The following is a 26,544-nucleotide window of genomic DNA, read 5'->3' on the forward strand; positions in this document are numbered from 1 at the left end:
ACATTATCCTAACTGAATTTTACTTTAAAGTTGCTTTAATCATAAGGGGGATCATACGTTCCCCCTTAATCGAAAAGTAATTCAATATTATTTAACTATTAAATTGAGAAATTAAACTTTGTTGCTCGTGCAGTCGTTTTAATAGTTTATTACTTAACTCAACAGCTTCTTTACCATGAGACTCACTTTTGGCTGACATATCAGTAATAGATGAGATATTAAGGCTAACATTTTCAGCAACAATAGATTGCTCTTCTATTGCTGTAGATATCTGTATATTTATATCAGCTAATGCTGTTACTTCCTCATTAATTTCTCGTAGAGCTACTCCTGTTTGATCTACCATAGACACGCAATTTTCTGATAGATCTCGTCCTTTAGACATAGAATTAATTGCAAAATCAGATTCTGCTCTTAATTGAATAATTAATTTTCCAATTTCATCAGTGGATTGTTGCGAACGTGATGCTAAAGCTCTCACTTCTTCTGCTACAACAGCAAAACCACGCCCTTGCTCTCCAGCTCTTGCAGCCTCAATAGCCGCATTCAATGCTAAAAGATTAGTTTGATCAGCAATAGCGCTGATTTCACCCAAGATTTCTTCTATTGATCTCGTTCCATCAATTAAACGATGAATAGCCATATCAACTTCACCTAATTGCTTAGATAATTCATTTATAGAACTCATTGTTTCAGATACAACTTCTAAACCATTATTACTAATATTCAATCCTTGCTGAGATGTATCAGCAGCTAGTGTTATCACTTGAGCAATTTCTCTTATGGTCGAAGACATTTGAGTAATAGAAGTAGCGACCTGATCAGTTTCATTTTTTTGTTCCGCAAGAATTGTTGCTACATTGCTACCCCGTTTTTCAGATTGAGTTGCTACATCATTAATAATGGTTGAATCGTCAGAAACACGCCCTACAACAGCTTTTATTTTAGCTGCTTGCATTTTCAAAGCTAATAAAATATTTCCAACCTTATCGTTATTGCCAGAATATAAAAAACTCATTAGATTATTATCATAAATATTTTTTGATTCTTGAAGTACAGTTAGATATTGAGAGCGCCACAAAGAAAAAATTAATGCCCCACAAAAAATGAGCCCTGCGAGTAAAATAGATATCATTGTATTATTATCTTCAACAAAAATATTTGTTATAGATAGTAATACAGAGAGCAATAAAATAACTTGTACCCATAAAGTTTTATCAACTTTTTCTTTAATAGCGGCTGGTTTCTTACCTTGGTGAAGCTGCGGATAAACTTCATTAGCTCTGTCAATTACTTTTCTATCAGGTAAAGTTCTAACAGATTGATATTCAAAGACACTACCAGTATCATCTTTAATTGGTGTAACAAAAGCATCAACCCAATAAAAATCACCATCTTTGCAACGATTCTTAACAGGCCCCATCCAAGAATTACCTTGTTGAATACTTGACCAAAGGTCCTTAAAGGCTTCTTTTGGCATATCTGGATGTCGAACTTTATTATGAGGATTATTCACTAACTCATCTAACGTATAACCAGAAATAGTACAAAATTTAGTATTTGCGTATTTAATATGACTATTTAAATCAGTAGTTGAAAGCAATATATCAGACTCAGAAAACAACAACTCTTTACTCATTTTATTCTCAATAATACAACGGTTGAATTAATTATATTAATCATCAAGATACAACCAAACTTAGCCTCATAACTTAATATTTTATAATTAAAAACGGAAGTTTATTGTAATATAATATTCATTACTTTTAGTGGGATAATCACTTTAAAAACATAACATTGCGAATTTTGTACAAAACTTTAATAGCAAATAAATGTTATTTACATAATCCTATTAAATCATTCAAACTAAATAGCTAAAACTAAATTAATAAAGACGGTTATTTACCTTTTTTTATACATATTCCAATTTATTGAAGTAATTACGCCTTACAGAGAGGCTTTTATTTTTTATCAAATAGACTTGATTTAGATCAAACAAATTAAAATAATGCGTATTTTGTACTATTAAAATTTTAATATTTAAATCAATTACTTTAAAAGATAAATAGATCGAAACTCTAGTTGAATTTCGCATTAGAATTTGTATGTTAATAACAGAGGTAATATGAAGTACTTTTATTATGATATTAATGACTTGATAAATAAAAGTGAGTCGAAGTAATCTAATCGTTAAGTGTATTAGTCAACCTATTTTACAAATTGAGACTGCTTTCCCCCCTAAATGAGCCTACCTATTTAACCTGAACTCGGTTTAAGATGTTTTTAATTTATTGAAATTATTAATAATATAACTATATTTTACTCTAACTTGATAGTTTTTCTTAATTCAAGGCAGATTTCGCGTTAATAGCTAGTCTATTGCAAGTAAATTTAACGATGAAGTAAGGAAAAATAACTGTTAGAGAAAGATTTATTAAACCGAGCTCAGGTTATTTAACGCGAGAGTTAAAATAAAAAAAGGAGCTTTACTAAAGCTCCTTTTTGATTCACTAAATTTCTAGTACCTTAAAAGTCCCACTTTAATGCGACTTCAAATTGAGTACCTTTCGTTTCACTTTGTATGAGCGTATCTTCAAATTCTATCGCTTTATCTTTACCTAAAATATTCTGTACTTTAAAGGTTACAGTTGAAGAAAAAGTAGGATAGTAAGTATAGACCATATCAAGTGAATGAAATGGTTGCTCGTATGCATCATCTTTACCTTCAATACCCGGTATAATAATACGTTCGCCAAACACATTATAAACTAATGTCGCACTATGATAGCCATTAGGTGCATCCCAACCTAGATTGAAATTAAGTACATACTCTGAATGACCCGTCATTCTGCGTGTAGGATTTGAAATACTAGTAGAAACACCTGTTTGTTCAACGACACTTTGGGTATTAATATTAATTTCAGAATCACTTAACGTAACATTACCCGATAAGAAAAGATCGGCACCATTTACCGGGCCTAAATCACCTAAGAAAGTAAAGTCTTTCAAAAATTCCATTTCTATACCATAAACATAACCGTCTTCAGCATTGGCAATACGGATAAGTGATGGACCATCTTGCGAAGGTGACTGTACCGATTCAATTGGCATATCCATATCTTTATAGAATAAGCCAACCGACAAGTTTTCACCTGTTTCCATATACCATTCCCAGCGTACGTCATAGTTAATTATGTCGGTACTTTCTACGCCAGGAGTTCCACCAATAGGGAAACCAGTTAAAGGATCAATATAAGTTGCTGGGGCTACTTCACGAAGATCTGGACGAATTGTTGTTTGGCCAACTGATGCACGAAATTGCATTTGATCATCTAAAATATAGGTCAATGCTAAAGCACCAAAGAATTCATCTTCTTGGAAGGCAAGATCAGCTAAGTCAGCTTCTGTTGGTTGTGAAGGTAAGTCAAATTTTCCTGTTGCTGGATCAAGCGGTGCAACAACTTGTCTAAAATCTTCATAACGAACACCACCTACTACGCGCCACTTTTCATTAAAGAAAAAATCTGCTTCGACATAATAAGCATCAATCATTTGCCCTGAATAATAATCATCACCGGCAATTGACGTATCACGCATAATATTATCATTGCCACTTAGCGGGTAATTTAAAATAACATCATCAGTTAATATAGTGTTTAATTGACTACCTGTTAAGTCTAGATCACTTAGTGCTAACGTATTAATATCAACACGTCGAGCAAATGCTTCTCTTGATTTTTTAACAAAATCACCACCAAATTTTAATTCAACTTCAATGCCAGAAAAAGCTAATGGCAATGACAAATTATAACCATAATTTTCTACTTCATCGTCTAAGTCTTGAAAAGTATAACGAGTAGAAGTACTAGCTTTTCTTAATGAACTTTCATTAACGTAATCAAAGATTCCATCTTCTGGTTGCCCATTATAACCATCTGAAATAATGTAACGTGTTTCTATATTACCTGGAGCATAACGGTTAGAACGTGCATCAGAATAAAACCAATCAACACCGAGTCCCCACCAGTCATTAAAATTATGCGTGCCACGTAATTGATTCGAAATCATTTCACGTTCTTCGTAGATAACTTCACTATCGCGAATTCTTAAACCATCACTCAGTAAAACGTTATTAGTATTACCTCGTTTATCACTCACTTGATCACGAGTATCATGCAGTATTAATGAAGTAAAATCGATGCGATGGTTGCGCATGTACTCTAAGCCTAAACTCATCATGCCAGAAAAACGCACTGAATGTTCAGTTGTATCTACTTCATCAAAACCACGCACTAAAGACCAAGCACCATCTGAGCCTTTAGTAAAATCTTGACCTTCATAACCTTCTGATACTTCCCATTTATTGTCATAAGAAATAGATGAAAGAAAACCTAAACGAAAATCATCAAAGTCAAATTTATTACCAAGCGTTATATCTAACCCTGTATTTGGGTTAATACTTTCACTTTTTGGATCATAATCGCGATTAAGCTGGGCTGCCACTAATCGGTTTTCATCTTGGTCTAAACTATTGATAGAGGTATAGCTATTCCACAACTGTGTTAAATCATCTGGTGCTGCTCTCGTACCATCATCAACACCGTACCAATCGTTACCACCACCATTGTAAGTAAGCCCGTCATCAAAGTTATTAGTGTTACCACCAAGTTTAGCTTTCATGTTAAAAACGAAATCTGTTGGAATAGTTTTCAAACGAACATCAACATTACCACCAGCAAAATGGGCTGGCATACTGGCCGAATAAGACTTTTGTACTGATAAGGATTCAATAATACTCGATGGAAATAAATCTAATGGTATTACTGTTCGTGTTGGGTCAGGACTAGGTACAGCAGCACCATTTAATTGCGTACTTGAAAAACGTTCACCAAGACCACGTACATAAATAAATTTTCCATCTACAAGTGTTATACCTGTTACACGACGAAGCGCAGCGGCTGCATCTGAATCGCCTGTGCGAGAAATTTGCTCTGCACCTAAAATGTCGGCAACAAAAGCTTGATTTTTACGTTCTTGCATTACGGCACTTGCAGTACCTTTTAAGCGACTAGCTTTGACCACAACTTCTTCAATGGCCTCGCTATCGTCTTCTTCAGCTATAACCTGTCCCGTTGTTGCCATCAAAGCAATTGTTAGAGAAGATAAAGCAAAAGATTTAAACTTATTATTCATTGTAAACCTCATGAATTAGGTATTTGAACATTAATACCAAACTAATGAATAGAAGTGCTCAATTGATTAGTTTGGTATGAAATGCTGTAGTATAAAAATAATTGTGCTACAGCATTTTGATTAGCTAGTCTGTTACTCTAAACCTACAGTCCAGCCAGCAGTCCAGTTGTTTCCTTCAGTTACCGCACCAATGTGATTAGCGTTGTCAAAGAAAGCATTACCTGTAAAGTCTTTCGGGGTAGTTGTATCAATGGTGAATATACCGTTTAGTACTGTACCCATATTTTCGGCAGTTGAGTTATCATCGTTTTGATTCAGCACCCAATCTTCAGCGTCAAGTAATACCGTGCCATCCGTTGCTTTTGAATCTTTGAAGTTTTCATCACAAGCAAATACTGAATTTGAAATAACCGTATCGCCATTTATGGCTTGGTCTGTTGTTACCGTAGAGCTGCCGCCTTCAAGTTCTAAACATTCACCCATGCCTGAAGTACCTGTTACAACAAAATTATGTAACTGTGCTTTAGTACCTTCACGTAAGTATATACCTTCAGAAGCTTTATCAGGTGTATCAAAGCCATTACCAATAATCGTCATATTAGCAATTGTTGGATTAGATTGAGGTTCTTTATCAGGCGTTGAACCGTCGTTATCAGCTTCAATTGCTCGGTTAGCTTCACCGTCATTATCTGCATGTTTTACTAATACATACTGTAAATTACCGCGGTAACCATTATCCCAGTCAACACTGTCATCTTTATTCCCTGTAAGCACAACATACTTCGCATTAACAGTACCACCGAAGAATTCAACACCGTCGTCTGCATTTTCATGTACTTGAATATATTCTACTGTTGTACCTGAGCCTACACCGCCAAAAGTAATACCGTTTAACTCATTGTCTGGGGCAATTTCATAACCGGCATGTTTAACAACAACATAACGCAATGTACCTGAGCTGTCTTCATCATCAGTACCACCAAAAACACCACCTTCAGCTACACCTTCAACCTGTAATGCACAGTCACTACCATCTGATGGACATTTATTTGATTTTGCATTACCAAGAATAACAACACCGCCCCATTGGCCAGAGCCAGTAACACCTTGTGCAATATCTTCACTAGAAGTAAAAGTGATTGGGTTAGTCGCAGTACCATTAGCTTCAATAGCTGAATCACGGCTAATAACTAGGTAATCGCCACCTGAGCGACCATAAATGGTAGTACCTGGTTCAATTGTTAAAGTAGCGCTATTCGCTTTATCTTCACCAATAAATACCGGACCATTTAATGCATATAAATTATTGGCCGTTAATGTTAAATCATTAGTAATTTCACCTGTTAATTGACAGGTTGTCGTAACGCCATCAATTGGTGTAATCGGTGTAGTACCTGTTGGACAACCTTCAGCCTCAGATTCAGCTGTTGCCGTTACAACACCACCACCAAAACCAAATGCCCAACCTTGACGCCAGTCATCTGTACCATTTAGTGCACCAACATAATCTGTCGTATCAAAAAATGCATTTTGAGTATTAGCAACATCTTGACCTGCATTAGCTGCAATGAGTGGAGAACCACTATCAGGTACACCTGATTCACTAATTAAAATTGACGAACTAATACTGTTTGAAGATTCAGCACTAAACCATGCTTCCATATCAAATGAAGTGGAGTCTTTAAAGTTTTCTCCTTCACATGCCATAATGACATTTTCCATCACGATTTTGCCGCTATTGGCATTATCTACCGTGATCCCAGCTTCAAATTCTAAACACTCACCCATTTCGCTCGGGCCAGTGATAACAGTATTAAATATTTTCGCTGCGGTTCCTTCACGTAAATAAATACCTTCGGAATCTTTATCCGCTGTGTCGAAGTTATTACCAATAATGGTCATATTCGAAATTATTGGGTTAGACTGTGGCTCTTTACTTGGGTCACTACCGTCATTATCTGCTTCAATAGCACGGTTAGCTTCACCAGAATTATTAGCATGCTCAATATAAATATGCTGTAGCATACCTTTATAACCATTATCCCAATCAACACTATCGTCTTTGTTGCCTGTCAAAACTAAATGTTTTGCGTTAACAGCACCACCAAAAAATTCAACGCCATCATCAGCATTGCTGTGAACTTGAATATAGTCAACAGAAGTACCTGAGCCAACACCACCAAAAGTAATACCGTTTAATTCATTATCAGGGGCAATTTCATAACCTGCATATTTAACAACTAGATACTTTAATGCACCTGAATCATCTTCCCAATCAGTACCGCCAAATACAGCACCTTCACCAACACCTTCAACTTGTAGCGCACAATCGCTACCATCAGTTGGACATTTATTTGATGGTGCATTACCTAGAATAACTAAACCACCCCATTGACCTGAATCCGTTGTTTCACCTTGAACGTCTTGTAAAGATGTCATGATGATTGGGTTAGTTTCAGTACCTTCAGCCATTATCTTTGCATCACGGTGAATAACTAAATAGTCATTACCAGATTGACCAAAAATAACTGTGCCTGGTTCAATTTTTAATACCACATCATCAACACCACGTGCTTGTTTATTAGCAGATAAACCACCAACATCTACACCACCACTTAAAGCGTACATAACAGCATTACCATTACTGTCGTTCGCCACTAACGTTGTGCTTTCTGTAATTCTTGTATCAAGTACTTGTATTTGAACATCAAAACCTAGTGCAGCAGAAACTTGTGTGCTCAATGCAGAATTCGCCTTACCCGGTAACACTTCATCAGGTGTCGTTGGAGTCGTTGGTGACGGATTCGTTACAACTGTATCACCGACTGAATTATCTACATTTGACTCAAGGTTTATATCACCACCACAAGCAGCAAGACCAAGAGATAGAGCAGTTACAATAGCAACATTGGTTGCGCTGTGCTTAAAGATCTTATTCAATTTCATGTTTCTCTCCGAAGAGTTAGTTGTTTTATTAAAGGACTAATTAATTTTTCCAACATGCTACAAGAGAAAAATGACAGAAATGTTTTAGAAATATGACTGTTTCTTTACAGTTATATTTCATTTTAATGACAGAGATTGCGCATCAAGGGCTGTGGGCGTTATCTATATTTCACTTAAGAAAATAATCAATCCCGTTTTATGCTTAATTACACTTGTCATTAATTTGAAACATTACTTCTTTAGTGTTTTAGCTTTATAAATGCCCCTTAACTTTATGGAGTATATTAATGAAGTTTATTGAGAAAGAGCTCAGCTGGTTATCATTTAACCACCGAGTATTACAAGAAGCTCAAGATATTAGTGTTCCTTTATTAGAGCGCTTGAGATTTTTAGGAATATATTCCAGTAATATGGATGAGTTTTATCGTGTTCGCGTTGCTAATGTAAGAAGAAAAATATACATAGCAAAATCAGTGTCAGAGAAAAAACAAGCGCGTGAGCTTTATGATCTTATTCAACAAAAGGTCATTGAATTACAATTAATATTTGACGATACCTATTTAACATTACTCAATAAGTTATCAGAGCAAGACATTAATTTAATTAATGAAATGCAACTTAGTCAGGAAGAAGAAGCTTGGCTTGATACTTATTATAAAGATAAACTACGTCGCCATATTTTCCCGCTTATTTTAACTGAAAATATTAATTTAAAAGATAATATAAAAGACGACTCGACTTATTTAATGGTTGCTATGACTATCAATAACCATAGCCAGTATGCCTTAATAGAAGTGCCCAGTAGTAATGTACCTCGCTTTGTAAAATTACCTAAATACACCAACAGTGACGATGAAAGTTCGAGTATTATTCTACTCGACAATATAATACGGCACAGTCTCAAACAAATATTTGTCGATTTTTTCGAGTTCGACTATATTCATGCCTATTCAATGAAGCTTACCCGTGATGCTGAGTTTGATTTAAGTAATGAATTTAGCCAAAGTCTGTTTGAACAAATGAATACCAGTTTACGCAAACGAATTAACGCAGAGCCGGTTCGTTTGGTATATGACAAAAAAATGCCGGCCGACATGCTATCTGTGCTTAAACAAAAGCTAAATATTACTTCGAATCAAAGACTTGTTTCAGGTGGGCGTTATCATAGTTTTAAAGATTTTATTGAATTTCCTGATGTTGGTAATAAATCACTCTCTTACGAAAAAATGTCAGCTATAGAACATAAAGATTTTCGTAATCATCCTAATGCTTTTACTGCAATGGCTAATAAAGATATTTTACTTTATTATCCTTACCATAAATTTTCTCACTTTACGGAATGGTTAAGGCAAGCAGCTTATGATCCTAAGGTTGTTAGCATTGAAATATCACTTTATCGTGTGGCTAAGAAATCCCGTGTTGTTGCCGCGCTGATTGAAGCGGTTAAAAATGGTAAACAAACCACAGTAAATATAGAGTTAAGAGCTAGGTTTGACGAACAAGCAAATTTAAATTGGGCTGAAATATTAACAAACGCCGGTGCTAAAGTTACCTTTGGGATTCCGAATTTAAAAGTTCATGCAAAAATTTGTTTGATTACACGTAAAGAAGAGAGTGGCTTAGTGCGTTACGCGCATATAGGCAGTGGTAACTTTCATGAAAAAAATGCTAAAATTTATACTGATTTCAGTTTATTTACTTGTCGTCCTGAATTAACGGAAGAAGTCGCACAAGTATTTAAGTTTATTAAAAGCCCATACCAAAAGTTCACATTTGAACATCTTATTATTTCACCTATTAATTCACGTGCTAGTTTTGTTGATCTCATTGATCAAGAAATAAGTGCTGCCAAAAATAATCATAAAAGTGGCATAACGCTTAAAGTTAATAATTTAGTAGATCACAGTTTAATTAATAAACTCTACCAAGCGAGTAATGCCGGCGTTCCAATTAAATTAATTATTCGTGGTATATGTACATTAGTTGCAGGAATTAAAGAACAAAGTGAAAATATTCAAGTCATATCAATTATAGATAGATTTTTAGAGCATCCTCGAGTTGCTATTTTCGAACAAAAAGGCAATCAAAAAGTATTACTTTCATCTGCCGACTGGATGAATCGTAACATTGAAGAAAGGGTTGAGGTAACCTGTCCAATTTATTGCCATGATGTAAAAAAACAAATTATCGATATTATCAATATTCAACTTGCAGACAACACCAAAGCCAGAATAATTGATAGTGAACAACGTAATCTCTATCCACCTAACCATTGTAATGAGAAGGTTCGTTCTCAAATGGCTATTTATCGTTATTTAACTAAGCAAAATGATGAATTAGTAAAAACCACTGAACTAACAGAAACTATAGAACAGAGTAAAGATATGAGTATCATGGATAATTTTATTTTAAAAAAAGAGCCTGCTTGATGATATTAAATGAATCTACTAGTGTAAAACATTTTGTAGCGATTGATCTGGGCTCAAATAGCTTCCATTTAATTATTGTTCGTGAGCAAAACAATCATACTGAGGTAATTTATAAACAGAAGCAATCTATTAGATTAGCAGCCAGTTTAGAAAGAGAAGGCACCATTAATGATCAAAGTATGACTTTGGCCATGGATTGTCTAAAGAGCTTTGCAGACTCTTTTGCTCAATTACCTAACTGTCAAGTAATGATAGTGGCGACTTATGCTTTACGGCAAGCTCAAAACAGTCAACAATTTCTTGAGCAAGCAATCACAGTTATGCCCCACCCTATAAATATTATTTCAGGGGAACGTGAAGCTGAATTGATTTTTTTAGGTGTTGCCTATACGCAAATAATAAATCAACCGACCTTAATTATTGATATAGGCGGTGGAAGTACCGAATTTATTATAGGTCAAGCATTAAGCCCTAACTTGACCCGAAGCTTAGACATAGGTTGCGTCAGTTTTAGCCAACGATTTTTTCATTCGGGGAAAATAAGCGAAGAATTAATGTTTACAGCGGAACTTTATAGTAAACAAGTTCTAGGTAGTATATCGCTTGAATACAATAGTTTTGGCTGGGAGCAAACCCTAGGATCGTCTGGTTCAATAAAAGCAATAACTCGTATAATGAAAGAGTTATACGACGATAGTAATATTACACTCAAGCGATTATATAGAATAAAGTCACAACTTATTAATTGGGGTCATCACGATAATATAGCGTTTGCCAACTTAAGTGATAAACGTCGCCCTTTATTAGCGCCAGCAATTGCTATTTTAATACCCTGCTTTGAACTACTTAATATTGACATGCTTAAATACAATTCTGGTGGTGTTCGTGAAGGTTTATTACATCAGCTAAGGTTTACACAATAATATAAAATAGTATTGAAAAAATAAAAAGGCTGTTAATAAACAGCCTTTTTATTTATGTTGTATCAATCAGACAGATACATTGTTAATTAACAATAGTATTAACCAGCATGAACAATACGTTTTGTTATTAAGTTATCAACAACACTTGGATCCGCTAATGTTGAAGTATCGCCTAACGTATCGACGTCATTTTCAGCAATTTTACGCAATATACGACGCATAATCTTACCTGAACGTGTTTTAGGTAAACCTGGTGCCCATTGCACGTAATCAGGTTTTGCAAAGCGACCTAGCTCTTTAGCCACAAAATCTTTTAGCTCTGCATTAAGTTCATCTGACTCTTGCGCATTTGCCATCAAAGTAACATAGCAATATACACCTTGGCCTTTAATTTCATGAGGATAACCAACAACAGCCGCTTCAGCAACAGCTGGATGAAGTACTAAAGCACTTTCAATTTCAGCAGTACCTAGACGATGACCTGAAACGTTTAGGACATCGTCAACACGACCAGTGATCCAATAGAAACCATCTTCATCACGTTTTGCACCATCACCAGTAAAGTAATTACCCGGGTATTGACCTAAATAAGTTTGGTAGAAGCGATCATGATCACCATAAACAGTACGAAGTTGTCCTGGCCAACTAGCTGTCATTACTAATAAGCCTTGGTTTTCACCTTCAAGGGTATTACCATCTTTATCAAATAATGCTGGTTGAACACCAAAGAATGGTTTACCTGCACAACCAGGTTTCATATCTACAGCACCAGGTAACGAAGTAATTAAAATACCACCTGTTTCTGTTTGCCACCAAGTATCAACAATTGGACAATTACTTTTACCTACAACTTCATAATACCAATGCCAAGCTTCAGGGTTAATTGGCTCACCTACAGAACCAAGTAAACGTAATGATGAAAGATCATATTTCTCAACAAATTCATCACCTACACTCATTAAAGCACGAATAGCTGTTGGTGCAGTATAGAATACATTCACTTTATGTTTTTCACAGACTTGCCAGAAACGTCCAGCATCAGGGTATGTTGGTACACCTTCAAAAACTAAAGTGGTAGCACCGTTTGCTAATGGGCCGTAAAAAATATAAGAATGGCCAGTGATCCAACCTGCATCAGCAGTACACCAGTAAATTTCGCCTTCTTGATAATCAAATACATACTTATGTGTCATTGCTGCATATAAAATATAACCACCACAAGTATGTACAACACCTTTTGGTGTTCCAGTCGAGCCTGACGTATATAAAACAAATAGTGGATCTTCAGCATCCATGACTTCTGGCTCACATACGGCTTCTTGTCTTGCTACAGCTTCTTCATAATTAATATCTGTCTTTTCATTCCAAGCAACATCACCACCTGTGCGAGCAACGACAATAACAGAGTGAACTTGAGGACATTCTGCAACTGCAGCATCAACATTCGCTTTAAGTGGAATACGCTTACCACCGCGTAAGCTTTCATCAGCAGTGATAACTACTTGGCATTCAGCATCCATAACGCGAGCTTTAATAGCTTCGGTAGAGAAACCACCAAAAATAACAGAATGAATAGCACCAATTCGAGCACAGGCTAACATGGCATAACCTACTTCAGGAATCATTGGCATGTAAATACAAACACGATCACCTTTTTTAACGCCACGTTCTTTTAGTAAATTAGCAAAACGACAAACATGATCATGAAGCTCTTGATAAGTTACCTGTAAATCTTCACTTGGATCATCGCCTTCAAAGATAATCGCGGTATCATTTGCCTTGGTCGCTAAATGGCGATCAATACAGTTGTAACTCACATTAAGTTTACCGCCTGAGAACCAATTGATTTCAGAATTTTTCAAATCAACTTTACTTACGCTATCCCAAGGTTGGTACCAGTCAATAAACTCTTTTGCTTGCTCTCCCCAAAATACATCTGGCTGTTCGATAGATTGCTTATACATAGCATCGTAAGTTGCGCTATCAATATGCGTATTAGCTTTGGCTTTCTCTGATACAGGGTAACAAGGTTTTAATTCATTCATAAGTTATTCCTTCTTGGGGGTTAACACCCAATATAATAATTTTTATTTTTTACTTTATCTAAATAAGTAAGATTGTGTTTATGCTAAGTATTTTACGTTGGTTTTCATATACGCCTTTAGTCTTAAGCAAATACACCTTTAGTTGGAAACTATATAAATAGTACTCATTTTAGGCATACGTTCAGAATCTTATATTTAATGTTTTTATAGGCTAAAGCCATTTTATTTTAACGCGTACATTAGCATTGACAATGGGTGTCGACAATATTGTCACTTCGCCATCTCCTAACTCATAAGGTTATTGAATGTTAATTATACAATTAATGAATTACAAAAAATTGACACATATAAAATCATCGTTGCATATAAGTTAGCCTTAATAATTTATCAAAAGAGAAAAAAAGATCAAATCCCTAACAAATCAACAAACCTATTTTACAGTAACCTATCAAGCAGCAAACATACTCTAAGATATTTAGCTTAGCGAATGAGATAAACTAACCTGAGTAACAACACAGCGCTATACAGAAAGGCCAATAGTAATATGCTACTTATTATTTTCTAAGGAGCGTAATTAAAATCTTGTGCACTAAAAGATTAACACGTCCCTGATACACAGCACATATATCAACCGAAATAGTGTAAAAAAAGACAGTTTGGATTACTATTTGAGCAACAAAGAAATAATAAAAGTGCAATTTAAAATATACTGAAACAATAATTTGTATCATGAGTATTAATGAAATGAATAGTATTTAGCCAGCTTTTATATATCATTTTAGCTAGGTTTTGCTAGAATCTGCAAAAAATCAAAACCTCCTCTTACTCAAAACCTAGAGAATAAGCATGAAACAACTTTTATTCATTTTAGTGGCACTACTGCTTGCACCTAGTATTGCCTTTGCATCTGATGCTTCGCATCAAACCTTAAATTTAACCGCTCATTGGGTTGGTTATGCCGCAATAGCTATTTTTGTAATTGCTTATACTTTAGTTATTTTAGAGGAACAATTACACTTAAGAAAATCTAAACCTGTGTTACTCGCGGCTGGGTTAATTTGGATACTTATTGCCTTTCATTACAGCTCTCAAGGAATGCCGCACTCTGCTGAAGTAGCCATTCGCCATAACTTTCTTGAATATGCTGAACTTTTTTTCTTCTTACTTGTTGCTATGACCTACATCAATGCTATGTTAGAGCGTAATGTATTTGACTCATTACGTGATTGGTTAGTTGCCAAAGGATATAGTTATAAAACACTCTTTTGGTTAACCGGTATTCTTGCTTTCTTTATTTCCCCAGTTGCTGATAACTTAACGACCGCTTTAATTATGTGTGCAGTGGTTATTGCCGTAGGTAAAGACGAGCCTAAATTTATTGGCATGAGTTGTATTAATATTGTTGTTGGTGCAAACGCTGGTGGCGCGTTTAGCCCATTTGGTGATATTACAACGTTAATGGTTTGGCAAAAAGGCATGGTAGAGTTTAACGAATTTTTTGCATTATTCATTCCTGCTGTCGTTAACTTTTTTATTCCTGCTTTTATTATGCAATTCTTTTTACCTAAAGGTAATCCGTCAACTGAATCAGAGCACGTTACATCAATCAAACAAGGTGGTTTAGTGATTGTTGGCTTATTCCTTTTAACAATTATCACAGCAGTATCTTTCCATACATTTATTAACTTACCTCCGGTATACGGTATGATGCTGGGTCTGGCATACCTGAAGTTTTTTGCTTACTACCTTCGTAGATCTGGACAAGGTGAAATTGATAAATCAGATATGCCAACAAGCCACCAAATTGAAGATGATTTTGATATTTTTGATAAAATTGCCAAAGCAGAATGGGATACATTATTCTTCTTCTATGGCGTAATTTTAGCTGTTGGTGGTTTAGGTTTTATTGGTTATTTAGGCATAACATCTGAATTTATGTATGGTCAGCTTGGAGCAACGAATGCTAATATACTTGTGGGTATTTTATCTGCGATTGTTGATAACATCCCGGTAATGTTTGCAGTGTTAACTATGAATCCTGATATGTCACATATGCAATGGTTACTAGTAACATTAACGGCTGGAGTTGGAGGTAGCTTATTATCTATTGGCTCTGCTGCTGGTGTCGCTTTAATGGGACAAGCTAGAGGTTACTACACTTTCTTTAGTCATCTAAAATGGACTCCTGTTATTGCCTTAGGCTACGCTGCTAGTATTTATACTCACTTATTAATTAACGGCTAAAAAATTGTAACAATTTCAGATAACAACATTGATAATTAGTTGTTATGATTAAAAGCTTCTACTTTTTACTTCAAGGTAATTTAGAAGCTTTTTTTATATTCATAAGCATCGTTATCATAAGAATTATTAGGAAAAAAATGAAATTTTTAAGTGATTTAACCACTCGTTCAAAATCTTGGTTATTATTAACCATATCGGCCTTAGCTTTCGAGTTATGCGCTTTATATTTTCAATATGTAATGGACTTAGCACCTTGCATCATGTGTGTATATCAACGCCTTGCAATTTGTGCAATTATTATCGCGGGTGTGATTGGCATTGCCGGTTCACGCTTTTTACTCACCAGAATAATAGCTTATGCTTTATGGGGTGTTGGTGCTATTTGGGGCTTATTAATAGCGTTAGAGCATATAGAAATGCAAAGCAACTCAGGTTCATTATTCTTTAGTTGTGAATTTGTACCTAATTTCCCAACATGGGCACCATTACACGAATGGCTCCCATTTTTATTTGAAGCAACGGGTAGTTGTGGAGATATCGATTGGCAATTTTTAGGTTACAGTATGCCGCAGTGGATGACTGTTGTTTTTGGATTTTATACAATCGCTTTTGGTATTATTTTATTAAATAGATTAATACACAGTAAAAAACTTTAAACGTTATCGTTAAATTAAAAGCGCTTATTTAACGATAGGCGCTGCTACACCTGCAGCAACATAAGGAATTACTTGCTTAATAACGCCAGCAATATCTACTTGGCGGTCAAAATCATTTAACGCAATATCAATTAACGCATCACTTGAAGACATAGTAAACACAATAGTCCCCATCGTAAAATGTAAACGCCAAAACATTTCTTCTGCACTCAATTCTGGATAAGCTTTGTGAACAGCATTAGTGAAATTAGTAAAAACATTTGGGTATTGAGTCGTCAAAAACCATCTTAAAAAGCCTTGGCTATCGGTATAACCTCGACCCAATAATTGCAAAAAAATACTTGTGCCATTGTCTTTAAAAGTATTTAAATGAAGTAAAGGATCAAGAAAAGCCGAAAAAACATCAATTAAACTTGGCTTTGCTTCGTCAGAGCACAATGTGCCTAATGCTGATTCTAAGCGAGGACTGAGTTCATTCATGTACCGAGACATAACAGCTTTGATTAACTCTTTTTTAGAGCCAAAATGATAATTAACTGCGGCTAAGTTTACTTCTGCTTGACTAGTAATTTCTCTTAACGATGTTCCGTTAAAGCCTTTATCAGAAAATAGGACTTCTGCTGCATCTAAAATTTTATTTTTTGTACTCATATTTCTTTATACCAAAACGCTATAACTAACATTAAAATTCAAACAAGCGTTTAAAATAGCTTATTTATCACGTTCAGGTCAAGCAGCATCAAGACCTAAATAATAATTTATAATTTTATGTAGAAAAATTGAACTAATTATAAATAAGTGTCTCAAACCTAGTGAACATACATGTTTACTTCCTGACTCAGTGGCCTGATCTGTCAATCTGCCCTGAGTCTTTTTTTTCTGCTGCTGATAAGACCAAATAAAAAGTTTATCAAATTTATTTTCGTCATTATCAGCCTGATTAATAGCAAACTGTTACGCATTGTATACAGTAACGTCTGTTAAACAAGTCATTCACGCGTCTTTTTCAACGTGTAATTTAACTATAAAAGGCAATAATGGCTATTAATCAAACCGAATAAATCACAACCTTTTTTACTTAACTACAATAAAAAAGCCTTATGAATAAAGGCCTAGCAAGTAGAAATATCTATGACTTTAGTTTGTGATATTACTGGTTGATTTGAATAACTGAGCAACTAGATATCATTTTTACTCATCTTACTTTTCCTTTATTAGATCATTTGCATTAGTTTCATCTTTCAATATACTAAATTATCTTCCAAATTTTCTATAACACTTAAAAAACATGATGAATAATATAACAAATACGTTCAAATTTACTTCTATTGCTTTAGTCATAGCAGCGTCATTATCTGGTTGCTCTCAAGTTCAAAGTAATTCAACAACAACAACATCACAAACAGAAGAAAAAGCGTTAACAAGCCAAGATGCGCAAGTGTTTCTAGATGATGTAGCAAAAGAAATGACTGCTTTAGGAGTGTCTGGTGCAAGAGCTGCATGGATATATTCAAACTTTATTACAGAAGATACAGCATCTCTGGCAGCAGAAGCTGATCAAAAGTCTACTGAAGCTGGTGTTCGTTTTGCTATGCAAGCAGCTAAGTTTGATAATGTCGACGTCAATCCAACGCAACGTCGTCAATTAAATATATTAAAACAGTCTTTAGTCTTACCGGCACCTCAAGATTCTAAAAAATCTGCTGAATTAGCACAGATTGGTGCAGAATTAGGCAGCATCTATGGTAAAGGAAGTTACACAACTAAAACAGGTGAAAAACTTAGTTTAGGTGATATGACTTCAATTATGTCAACGTCTCGTGATTACGATGAATTATTAGAAATGTGGCAAGGATGGCGTGAAATCAGTCCATCAATGAAGCCTTTATATGCTCGCCAAGCAGAATTAGCAAATGAAGGGGCAAAAGGATTAGGCTATAAAGATCTTGGAGCTATGTGGCGTTCAAACTATGATATGCCTGCCGACGATTTTGCCAATGAATTAGATCGACTTTGGGGGCAAGTAAAGCCTTTATATGATGATTTACATTGTTATGTACGTAGCGAGCTTGGTAAAGAATATGGCGAAGATAAAGTACCACAAGATCAACCTATTCCAGCGCATTTACTTGGTAATATGTGGGCACAATCTTGGGGAAATATTTATGATGTGGTTGCTCCCGATAATGCCGATCCAGGTTATGATGTAACTAAGCAATTAGCAGTTCATAATTATGATGAAATACAAATGGTTAAAGGCGCAGAAAAGTTTTTTACTTCACTTGGATTTGACGCATTACCCGAGACTTTTTGGACTCGTTCATTATTTACTAAACCTGAAGATAGAGATGTAATTTGTCATGCTTCAGCGTGGGATTTAGATGCTAAAGATGATTTACGCATTAAAATGTGTATTCAAAAAACGGGCGAAGAATTCTCTGTTATTCACCACGAATTAGGTCACAATTTTTATCAACGAGCCTATAAAGATCAGCCTGTATATTTCCAAAACAGTGCTAATGACGGATTTCATGAAGCAATTGGTGATACTATTGCCTTATCGGTTACACCAAAATATCTAAAAGAAATTGGTTTAATTGACACTATTCCTGATGAGTCAAAAGATATTGGTTTATTGATGAAAATGGCCTTGGATAAAGTTGCCTTTATTCCTTTTGGTTTAATGGTAGATCAATGGCGCTGGAAAGTTTACTCAGGCGAAATTACACCTGAAAACTACAATACTGCTTGGTGGGAATTACGTGAAAAATATCAAGGTGTTGCCGCACCAGTTGAGCGTGAACAATCAGCGTTTGATCCAGGTGCAAAATACCACGTTCCAGGTGGTGTTCCATATAGCCGTTATTTCTTAGCGCATATACAACAATTTGAATTTCATCGTGCTTTATGTGAAATTGCTGGTAATACCGATCCGATTCACCGTTGTTCTATTTACAATAATAAAGATGCAGGTAAAGCACTTAATACTATGTTAGAAATGGGCTCTAGCCAGCCTTGGCAACAAGCGTACAAAGTATTAACCGGTAATGAACAAATGGATGCTACGGCAATTTTAGATTACTTTGCCCCATTACAAACTTGGCTAAAAGATAAAAACCAAGGTAAACAATGTGGCTTTTAAATAAATAATCCACAGATAATTTTACTCAATAAAAGCCCTAATATTCACAATATTAGGGCTTTTTATTTTGACCTTGGATTATCACACCAACACTGAGCATAATATGTTAGACTGCCTCGCTATTGTCTATCATCACATTCTAAATAATCATTTCATGTTGCTGTAATATATCTATTAATTAGGGTAAATACTGCTAGGAAATTGTGTAGTGATGAACGACCAACAGGTAATGCCTTTACTCCTGCTCGTAAATTAACTTGTAGATATAAATAGGTAACCACTAATAAACAATAGCGTATTTTACTAAATTATTATGTCTGATTTTTTCATTTCACAACTACTCGTTAGCGTCACACTCATTATTGAATGCTGTGCTATGCAACTGAAGAACAAAAACTACATTTTGGCTCTATTGTCTGTTAGTTGTTTTTTTAATGGTTTTCATTATCTATTACTTGATCAGCCTACCGCAGGTTTTATTTTTTTGTTTTCCAGTTTGCGTTTTTTAATTTCAATAAAATGGAAGTTAAAATGGCTTTCCTTTGCATCGCTTGGGGTAAGTTTACTCATAACCGTTGCTACTTATATTGGTTTGTTAAGCATTGTTGGCTTTATAGCAACAGTATTTATTACGCTCGGTTCATTTAGTCACAATGATAAATTTTTACGCTTAATGATGATTATAGGTGGCTCATTATGGCTGGTGCATAACCTTATTTTGTGGACGCCTATAGGGGTACTCGTTGAAGTCATTTTTGTTGGTAGTAGTTTTATAGGATATTATCGTTATTATCTCGCGCAAAAACCAATAAAGTATTAACCCGAATTAATCAGTAAATAAAATACTGGTTTGATAAGTCTGAATCGATACTGAGAGAGTCCAGCTATAAAATTTATAGTGGTTACACTCAATGCTATGTCGGCTCCTTTTTTAAGCCATTATAAAAAGACTCATGCTATTAATATCACTTAAAGTAGCATTTAATTCTTTTTCATTTATATTGATCAAAGTACTCCATAACAGCGTTGCTCTTTACTACAATAACAATTATTCTCAATTAAGGGCCTTACCTTGATATATTTTCCAGTACACAATAAGATTATAAACTTAATGAGAATGATATATTAACAACCTAATCAATACTTTAATTCAAGATAATATTAGATGACTAGAAGACATAATTATGTTGCCAGTAAAAACGCTTTAGTACTAACCGGTGGTGGGGCTCGAGCCGCCTATCAGGTAGGAGTTCTTTCAGCTATAGCTAAGTTTGTCCCTAGAAATCATGCTATTCCCTTCCCTATTCTCAGTGGCACTTCAGCCGGAGCTATTAACACTACTGCCTTAGGCTGCTACGCATCATGTTTTCATTTAGGGGTAAAAAAACTTGAATGGGTATGGAAAAATCTCGATACCAGTAAAATTTATCATAACAATACCCGCGGTGTATTTGGCCATATAGGTAAAGCTATGTTTGCTAACTTTCAAGCTGATTACGCCAATAAATTACCACGTAGTTTATTAAACAATGAGCCGCTTCGTGACCTACTAAACTCTGTTATGAATTTTAAACGTATTGATAATAACATTTTACAGGGATATCTATCTGCCACATCAGTTACCGCTTCCAGTTATAGTACAGGAAATTCTATCAGTTTCTTTCAAGCTGACGATACGATAACGCCCTGGAATAGAGAGAAGCGTTGTGGTCAAGCAACTCAACTTAATACTGAACATTTAATGGCTTCAGCAGCAATTCCTCTAGTATTCCCGTCTGTAAAAATTAAAAAGAATCACTTTGGCGATGGCTCTGTACATCAATTATCGCCACTAAGCCCTGCGATCCATTTAGGCGCGAAGCATATTTTTATTATAGGTGTAGAGCAACCTAGAGAGCCTATTTATGTTAATGAAAATACCCCTCACCCGCCGACGGCAGCAACAATTGCTGGTCATCTATTAGATTCTATATTCGCTGACACTATGAATAGTGATTTAGAACGTATGGCCCGTATAAATGAAACTTTAAAGTTGATTCCAAAAAGTAAAAAAGAAAATGTTGAAGGCCTAAAGCATATTGATAGTTTTATTATTAATCCAAGTAGTGATTTTAATACTATCGCACTAAATTATTATGATGATTTACCTTTACCTGTAAGAATCTTATTACGTAGCGCCGGAATTAATAATGATGCTGAATCAAGTCTTATTAGCTATTTACTGTTTGAAAAAAACTTCTGCAGCGAGCTAATAAGATTAGGGTTTAATGATGCCATGGAGCAAGAGAATCAAATCAGGCATTTCTTAAATTTATATACAGCAACTAAGTCCTAAATAAACTGCCAAAATAAACTGCCAAAATAAATGTACGTATAAAAGCTTATGTCTTAATATGAAAACCCGTTTAAATTTAGGTTTGTACTAATGAAAAAAATTATAATTTTTATATTACTTGCTATCGTACAATTCTCAGCCTTTTCACAAACAACATTACTGAAAAATATTAATGGTTATACATTAAATGAAACAGGTGAACTTGTTCAGTTTTCAGCTATGCAGTTTAGCGATGACAAAATAGATAAAATATTTACCAGCAATGACATCCTACCGACAAAAAATATACAAGAAATTGACGGACAGGGTAAAACACTATTACCTGGTTTAATTGATGCTCATGGACATGTATTAGGCTACGCCTTAAGCTTAATGCAAGTGAATCTAAACAATGTATTATCTGAGCAAGAAGCAGTTCAATTAGCGATTAACTTTCATAAAAAACATGAAAATGGACAATGGCTGTTAGGCCGAGGTTGGAATCAAGTTTTATGGAAAGATCAACAATACCCAACAGCCATCTCACTTGATGAATATTTCAAAAACACACCTGTTTGGTTTAGCAGAATAGATGGTCATGCAGGCTGGGCAAATTCAAAAGCGATGGAGTTAGCGGGTATTGATCATACCTCAGTTTCACCTAACGGTGGTGAAATAGTCAAAGATAAACAAGGTAAACCTACCGGTATTTTTATTGATAATGCAATGAGCCTTATCACCGATAATATTCCTATGATAACGCAAAAAGAGATGAAAGAAGTTTTAGTAATCGCTTTAAATGAATTAGCTAAAGTAGGCTTAACATCAGTACATGATGCTGGTATTAGTAACGCAAATATTTCGGCTTATAAAGCATTAGCTTTAGAAGATAAGATGCCAATTAGAGTCAATGGTATGATCTATGTTGATGATACAAATTTACAAGAATTATTAAAACATGGGCACTTTAAATCCCCTGATGATAAATTTATTATCAATAGTGTTAAAATTTCAGCTGATGGTGCTTTAGGTAGTAGAGGTGCGTCATTAATTAAAGATTATTCCGACTTAAGTAATCATAGAGGCTTATTACTCTACAACCAAGAAACGTTAGCCTCACTGATACAAACAGTAATGATGGCAGGTTTTCAAGTAAACACTCATGCAATTGGAGATAATGCCAATAAACTTGTCTTAGATCTTTATGAAAAATATATAAAAAGCACGAAAACAAGAAATATGCGTCACCGAATAGAGCACTCGCAAATTCTTCGTCTAAAAGACATCCCTCGCTTTGATGAGTTAGGCGTAATAGCCTCAATGCAAGCCACTCATGCAACAAGTGACAAGAATATGGCACAAGACCGTTTAGGTGAAGAAAGAATATTAGGTGCTTATGCATGGCAAAAACTAATCAAGGCTAATGCCATCATTGCTGGCGGATCAGACTTTCCTATTGAATCAAGTAATCCATTTTTTGGCCTTCACGCAAGTGTCACAAGACAAGATCATCAAAACAAACCAGCTTTAGGTTGGTTTCCAGAAGAATCTATGTCCATTAAGGAAGCATTTAGAACATTTACTGTTAATGCTGCCTATGCAGGCCACCAAGAAGATATTATTGGTATACTTGCTAAAGATAAAAAAGCTGACTTTATTCTGATTGACCAAGATATTTTTGCCATTCAAAGCAGTGACATTTGGAAAACTAAAGTTTTACAAACCTGGGTAGACGGTAAACAACTCACGTTCAATGAGTAATACTGTATATTAGAACGAAAAGTAAAAAATACTAAGTAAAGGTGTTGTAATAGAAGCTTTATCTATACGTTTTACAATACCTGACCTGCACTGGCAGTAATTAGTTCTATTTAAGAGATAATATAAATTAATTATGTATTATCTCGTCCAATCAATATTTTCAATAAAATAATGCGAGTATAAGATACTCATGTTATAAATCATCCCTAACCCTATGCTATTAATACTAAAAATGTCCTATATAGCTATTTAAAAGAAAAAACAAACTTGCCACCCGGCAAACTATTGCCGTCAATTTGCTGACAAGCAATATACCATCTAAAAACCATACAAGGCATCCACACAAAGATAAAACAAAAGCCATGTAAATCAAATACATAGATAGCAACTTAAAGATCGTTTTTTTAATTGAACCACACTCTAAATTATTGGAATAATTTTTGCTTAAACATACTTATTAACAACTAAAGCTATGTAAATAGAGGCGTAAGTATGCAAACATTGAATATACTTGAAAATACAACACCATCATTTAATGTATTTAATGTATTAGCAAATAGTACTGCTATCAATAATAAACAAAATATGAGTTTGTTAGAGCAACTCCAAACAACCTTATCTTTAGAGAAATTACTCGATATTTTTGCTATGGAAGCCGCTCGTTATATCAAATTTTCAGGGTTATATTTTAAAAGTGAAATTGCCAGCAAAACTTTACGTGGAAGCCGTAAATCAAAACAGGAACGCCACTTTGAATTAAAGCTAAATAATGAATTTATTGGGACGCTTACCTACGGTATAAATAACCCTATTAGCATGCATCATTATAAAGACTTACAACGAATCCATAAAATACTATTATACCCTTTAAAAAATGCTCTCCAGTATCACCAAGCGATGCAACTTGCTATGGAAGATGGTTTAACGGGCTTAGGGAACCGTAGATATTTTGATGATCAATTAAAACGTGCCATGCATAATGCAAATCGTCAACATGAGATGGTTGGTTTGATTTTAGGAGACTTAAACAAATTTAAAGCCATTAATGACAATTACGGCCACAGTATAGGGGATCAAGTACTGATGCAATTCTCTGATATTTTAAGAACTTGTGTACGTGATTCCGACAGTATATTTCGTTTTGGTGGTGATGAATTTGCTATTATTGTTGAGCATGCGAGTAAAGATGCTTTAGATATCATTGAAAGCAGAATTGATGGTGCTTTAAAAACAAACATCATACTTTCAAAATACCAAGTAGGTTGCAGTTTAGGTACAACCTTTATGACTAGAGCTGATAATGAGCAAACATTATTTGAACGAGCTGATGCAGCGCTCTACCGTGAAAAAATGAAAAGCATAACAGGCTTGAGTGTTGTTTAAGCCAGCCAACATAAACAACATAAATATTAAACGAACTAAACTTATCGTTTTTTCTTTATTTTAACGTTATATTTTTTATTGCTTGTACGAGTTGTTTGCTTTTTCTTTTCAATTGCTTGATTCTTTTCTTGATTAGCACGATAACGGTTTTTACTGGCGCGTTTTTCAATAATTTGTTGGTACTCTAATGCCTCATCTTTCTTTAATTCATATCCTGGCACAATAATGCGTTCAAATTTTCGCTCTATAAGTGCCTCAATATTTTCTAAAAATCGTTCATCCTTAGGGCTAACTAAAGAAATAGCTGTACCTGACTTCCCTGCACGACCTGTTCGTCCAACTCGATGAACGTAGTCTTCAGCCAAAAAAGGTAAATGAAAATTAACAACGTATGCTAAATTTTCAATATCTAAGCCACGGGCAGCAACATCCGTTGCTACTAATACCCTAACCTTACCTTCACTAAAATCACTCAGTGCTTTATTTCTCGCTCCTTGTGTTTTATCGCCATGACAAAGTGCAGCTTTTATTCCATCAAGTTTTAATTCTTTTGCAAGAATATTTGCACTTTCTTTAGTTCCAGCAAAAACAAGTACTTGCTGCCAATTATTAACACCTATTAATTCTGATAATAATTCTCGTTTTCTTGCTTCACTCACCCAATAAACTGATTGCTTTATTTTGCCCGAAGTAGAGTTTTGCTTTGCAACCCCTATAGTTTTAGGTGTAGTAAGTAAGGTATTTGCTAATGATTTAACTTTATTTGAATAAGTGGCAGAAAACATCAGGGTTTGATGCTTTTGTTTCACCGCTAATGTTAACTTTTCTATATCGGTTAAAAAACCCATATCTAACATACGATCAGCTTCATCTAGCACAAGATACTTTACTTGGGATAGATTTACATTACGTAAATTTAAATGTTCAAGTAATCGTCCTGGCGTCGCTACTAAAATATCGACACCTTGTTTTAACAAGCTAGTTTGTGATGGCATTTTCCCACCCCCATAAACAACACCAACTTTTAATGGTAAAAACTGACTGTATGCGATGATATTTTCAGCAACTTGTGCTGCAAGCTCTCGGGTTGGTGTTAATATTAATGCGCGTATATTTCGAACAGTATTATCATCAACTACATCACTTTTAGAGGCTTTAGCTAATGCATCTAAAATAGGTAAGCTAAACGCAGCTGTTTTCCCTGTTCCTGTTTGAGCACTTGCTAAGACATCAACGCCTGAGCGGATCATAGGAATAGCCTGCTGTTGAATAGGGGTTAAATTTTTATAACCACATTCCTTTACCGCTTTCAATAAATTGGCAGACAAACCAATAGCATCAACACTCATACATCACCTAGAACAAAAAAAACACAAATAAGGTGGCGGATTATATACTAAGCAAACTTAAAACACAGTGTTAATACTAATATTTATTAAACATAAAAAAACCCTGATAATTATTCATCATCAGGGCTTTACAGGTAAACAATTAAAACGCTGTCGTTA

General features: G+C 34.9%; 15 protein-coding genes. 9 read left to right on the plus strand and 6 right to left on the minus strand.

All coding sequences use genetic code 11. From position 1 onward, the window contains the following. Positions 1-91 precede the first annotated feature (91 nt). The 3 genes from KO509_RS17540 to KO509_RS17550 form a co-directional block, all read right to left on the minus strand. Positions 92-1,639 carry a PAS domain-containing methyl-accepting chemotaxis protein gene (locus KO509_RS17540; protein WP_215974554.1) on the minus strand — a complete coding sequence of 516 codons (1,548 nt, stop codon included), beginning with the start codon at positions 1,637-1,639 and terminating at the stop codon, positions 92-94. A gap of 887 nt (positions 1,640-2,526) precedes the next feature. Further along, complete coding sequence (locus KO509_RS17545; protein ID WP_215974555.1) at positions 2,527-5,193, minus strand: TonB-dependent receptor; 2,667 nt, start codon at positions 5,191-5,193, stop codon at positions 2,527-2,529. A 132-nt stretch (positions 5,194-5,325) separates the two neighbouring features. After that, positions 5,326-8,139 carry a hypothetical protein gene (locus KO509_RS17550; protein WP_215974556.1) on the minus strand — a complete coding sequence of 938 codons (2,814 nt, stop codon included), beginning with the start codon at positions 8,137-8,139 and terminating at the stop codon, positions 5,326-5,328. 287 nt (positions 8,140-8,426) lie between these two features. On the opposite strand from KO509_RS17550, the gene ppk1 reads away from it, so the two are divergent. Both ppk1 and KO509_RS17560 read left to right on the plus strand, forming a co-directional pair. Beyond that, positions 8,427-10,568 (plus strand): polyphosphate kinase 1, encoded by a 2,142-nt coding sequence (ppk1, locus tag KO509_RS17555; protein ID WP_215974557.1) that lies wholly within the window; start codon positions 8,427-8,429, stop codon positions 10,566-10,568. Further along, positions 10,568-11,491 carry a Ppx/GppA family phosphatase gene (locus KO509_RS17560; protein ID WP_252727701.1) on the plus strand — a complete coding sequence of 308 codons (924 nt, stop codon included), beginning with the start codon at positions 10,568-10,570 and terminating at the stop codon, positions 11,489-11,491. The genes ppk1 and KO509_RS17560 overlap by 1 nt, the downstream gene beginning before the upstream one ends. Before the next feature lie 98 nt (positions 11,492-11,589). Here the strand turns inward: KO509_RS17560 and acs are convergent, their stop codons facing one another. After that, on the minus strand, positions 11,590-13,536 hold the full coding sequence (gene acs / locus KO509_RS17565) for an acetate--CoA ligase (RefSeq protein WP_215974559.1): 1,947 nt from the start codon (positions 13,534-13,536) through the stop codon (positions 11,590-11,592). An 846-nt stretch (positions 13,537-14,382) separates the two neighbouring features. Between acs and nhaD the strand changes: the two genes are divergently transcribed. Next, a complete protein-coding gene (gene nhaD / locus KO509_RS17570; protein WP_215974560.1) occupies positions 14,383-15,780 on the plus strand; it encodes a sodium:proton antiporter NhaD in 1,398 nt (465 codons plus the stop codon). Positions 15,781-15,917: 137 nt separating this feature from the next. Then, positions 15,918-16,436, plus strand: coding sequence for a disulfide bond formation protein DsbB (gene dsbB / locus KO509_RS17575; protein WP_215974561.1), 519 nt, complete (start codon positions 15,918-15,920; stop codon positions 16,434-16,436). Between the two features lie 24 nt (positions 16,437-16,460). On the opposite strand, the gene KO509_RS17580 is transcribed toward dsbB, so the two are convergent. Beyond that, positions 16,461-17,087, minus strand: coding sequence for a TetR/AcrR family transcriptional regulator (locus KO509_RS17580; RefSeq protein ID WP_215974562.1), 627 nt, complete (start codon positions 17,085-17,087; stop codon positions 16,461-16,463). Positions 17,088-17,727: 640 nt separating this feature from the next. Between KO509_RS17580 and KO509_RS17585 the strand changes: the two genes are divergently transcribed. The 5 genes from KO509_RS17585 to KO509_RS17605 all read left to right on the plus strand — a co-directional run bounded on the left by KO509_RS17585 (position 17,728) and on the right by KO509_RS17605 (position 25,036). After that, positions 17,728-19,578, plus strand: coding sequence for a M2 family metallopeptidase (locus KO509_RS17585; RefSeq protein WP_215974563.1), 1,851 nt, complete (start codon positions 17,728-17,730; stop codon positions 19,576-19,578). Between the two features lie 313 nt (positions 19,579-19,891). Then, positions 19,892-20,398 carry a YgjV family protein gene (locus tag KO509_RS17590; RefSeq protein WP_215974564.1) on the plus strand — a complete coding sequence of 169 codons (507 nt, stop codon included), beginning with the start codon at positions 19,892-19,894 and terminating at the stop codon, positions 20,396-20,398. A gap of 345 nt (positions 20,399-20,743) precedes the next feature. Continuing rightward, on the plus strand, positions 20,744-21,913 hold the full coding sequence (locus KO509_RS17595; protein WP_215974565.1) for a patatin-like phospholipase family protein: 1,170 nt from the start codon (positions 20,744-20,746) through the stop codon (positions 21,911-21,913). A 90-nt stretch (positions 21,914-22,003) separates the two neighbouring features. Beyond that, entirely contained in the window at positions 22,004-23,653 is a 1,650-nt protein-coding gene (locus tag KO509_RS17600) for an amidohydrolase (RefSeq protein WP_215974566.1), read from the plus strand. A 492-nt stretch (positions 23,654-24,145) separates the two neighbouring features. After that, positions 24,146-25,036 (plus strand): GGDEF domain-containing protein, encoded by an 891-nt coding sequence (locus KO509_RS17605; protein ID WP_215974567.1) that lies wholly within the window; start codon positions 24,146-24,148, stop codon positions 25,034-25,036. Between the two features lie 41 nt (positions 25,037-25,077). Here the strand turns inward: KO509_RS17605 and KO509_RS17610 are convergent, their stop codons facing one another. Next, positions 25,078-26,385, minus strand: coding sequence for a DEAD/DEAH box helicase (locus KO509_RS17610; protein WP_215974568.1), 1,308 nt, complete (start codon positions 26,383-26,385; stop codon positions 25,078-25,080). Between the last annotated feature and the right edge of the window lie 159 nt (positions 26,386-26,544).

Source organism: Colwellia sp. C2M11, from assembly GCF_018860915.1.
Lineage (GTDB): Bacteria > Pseudomonadota > Gammaproteobacteria > Enterobacterales > Alteromonadaceae > Colwellia.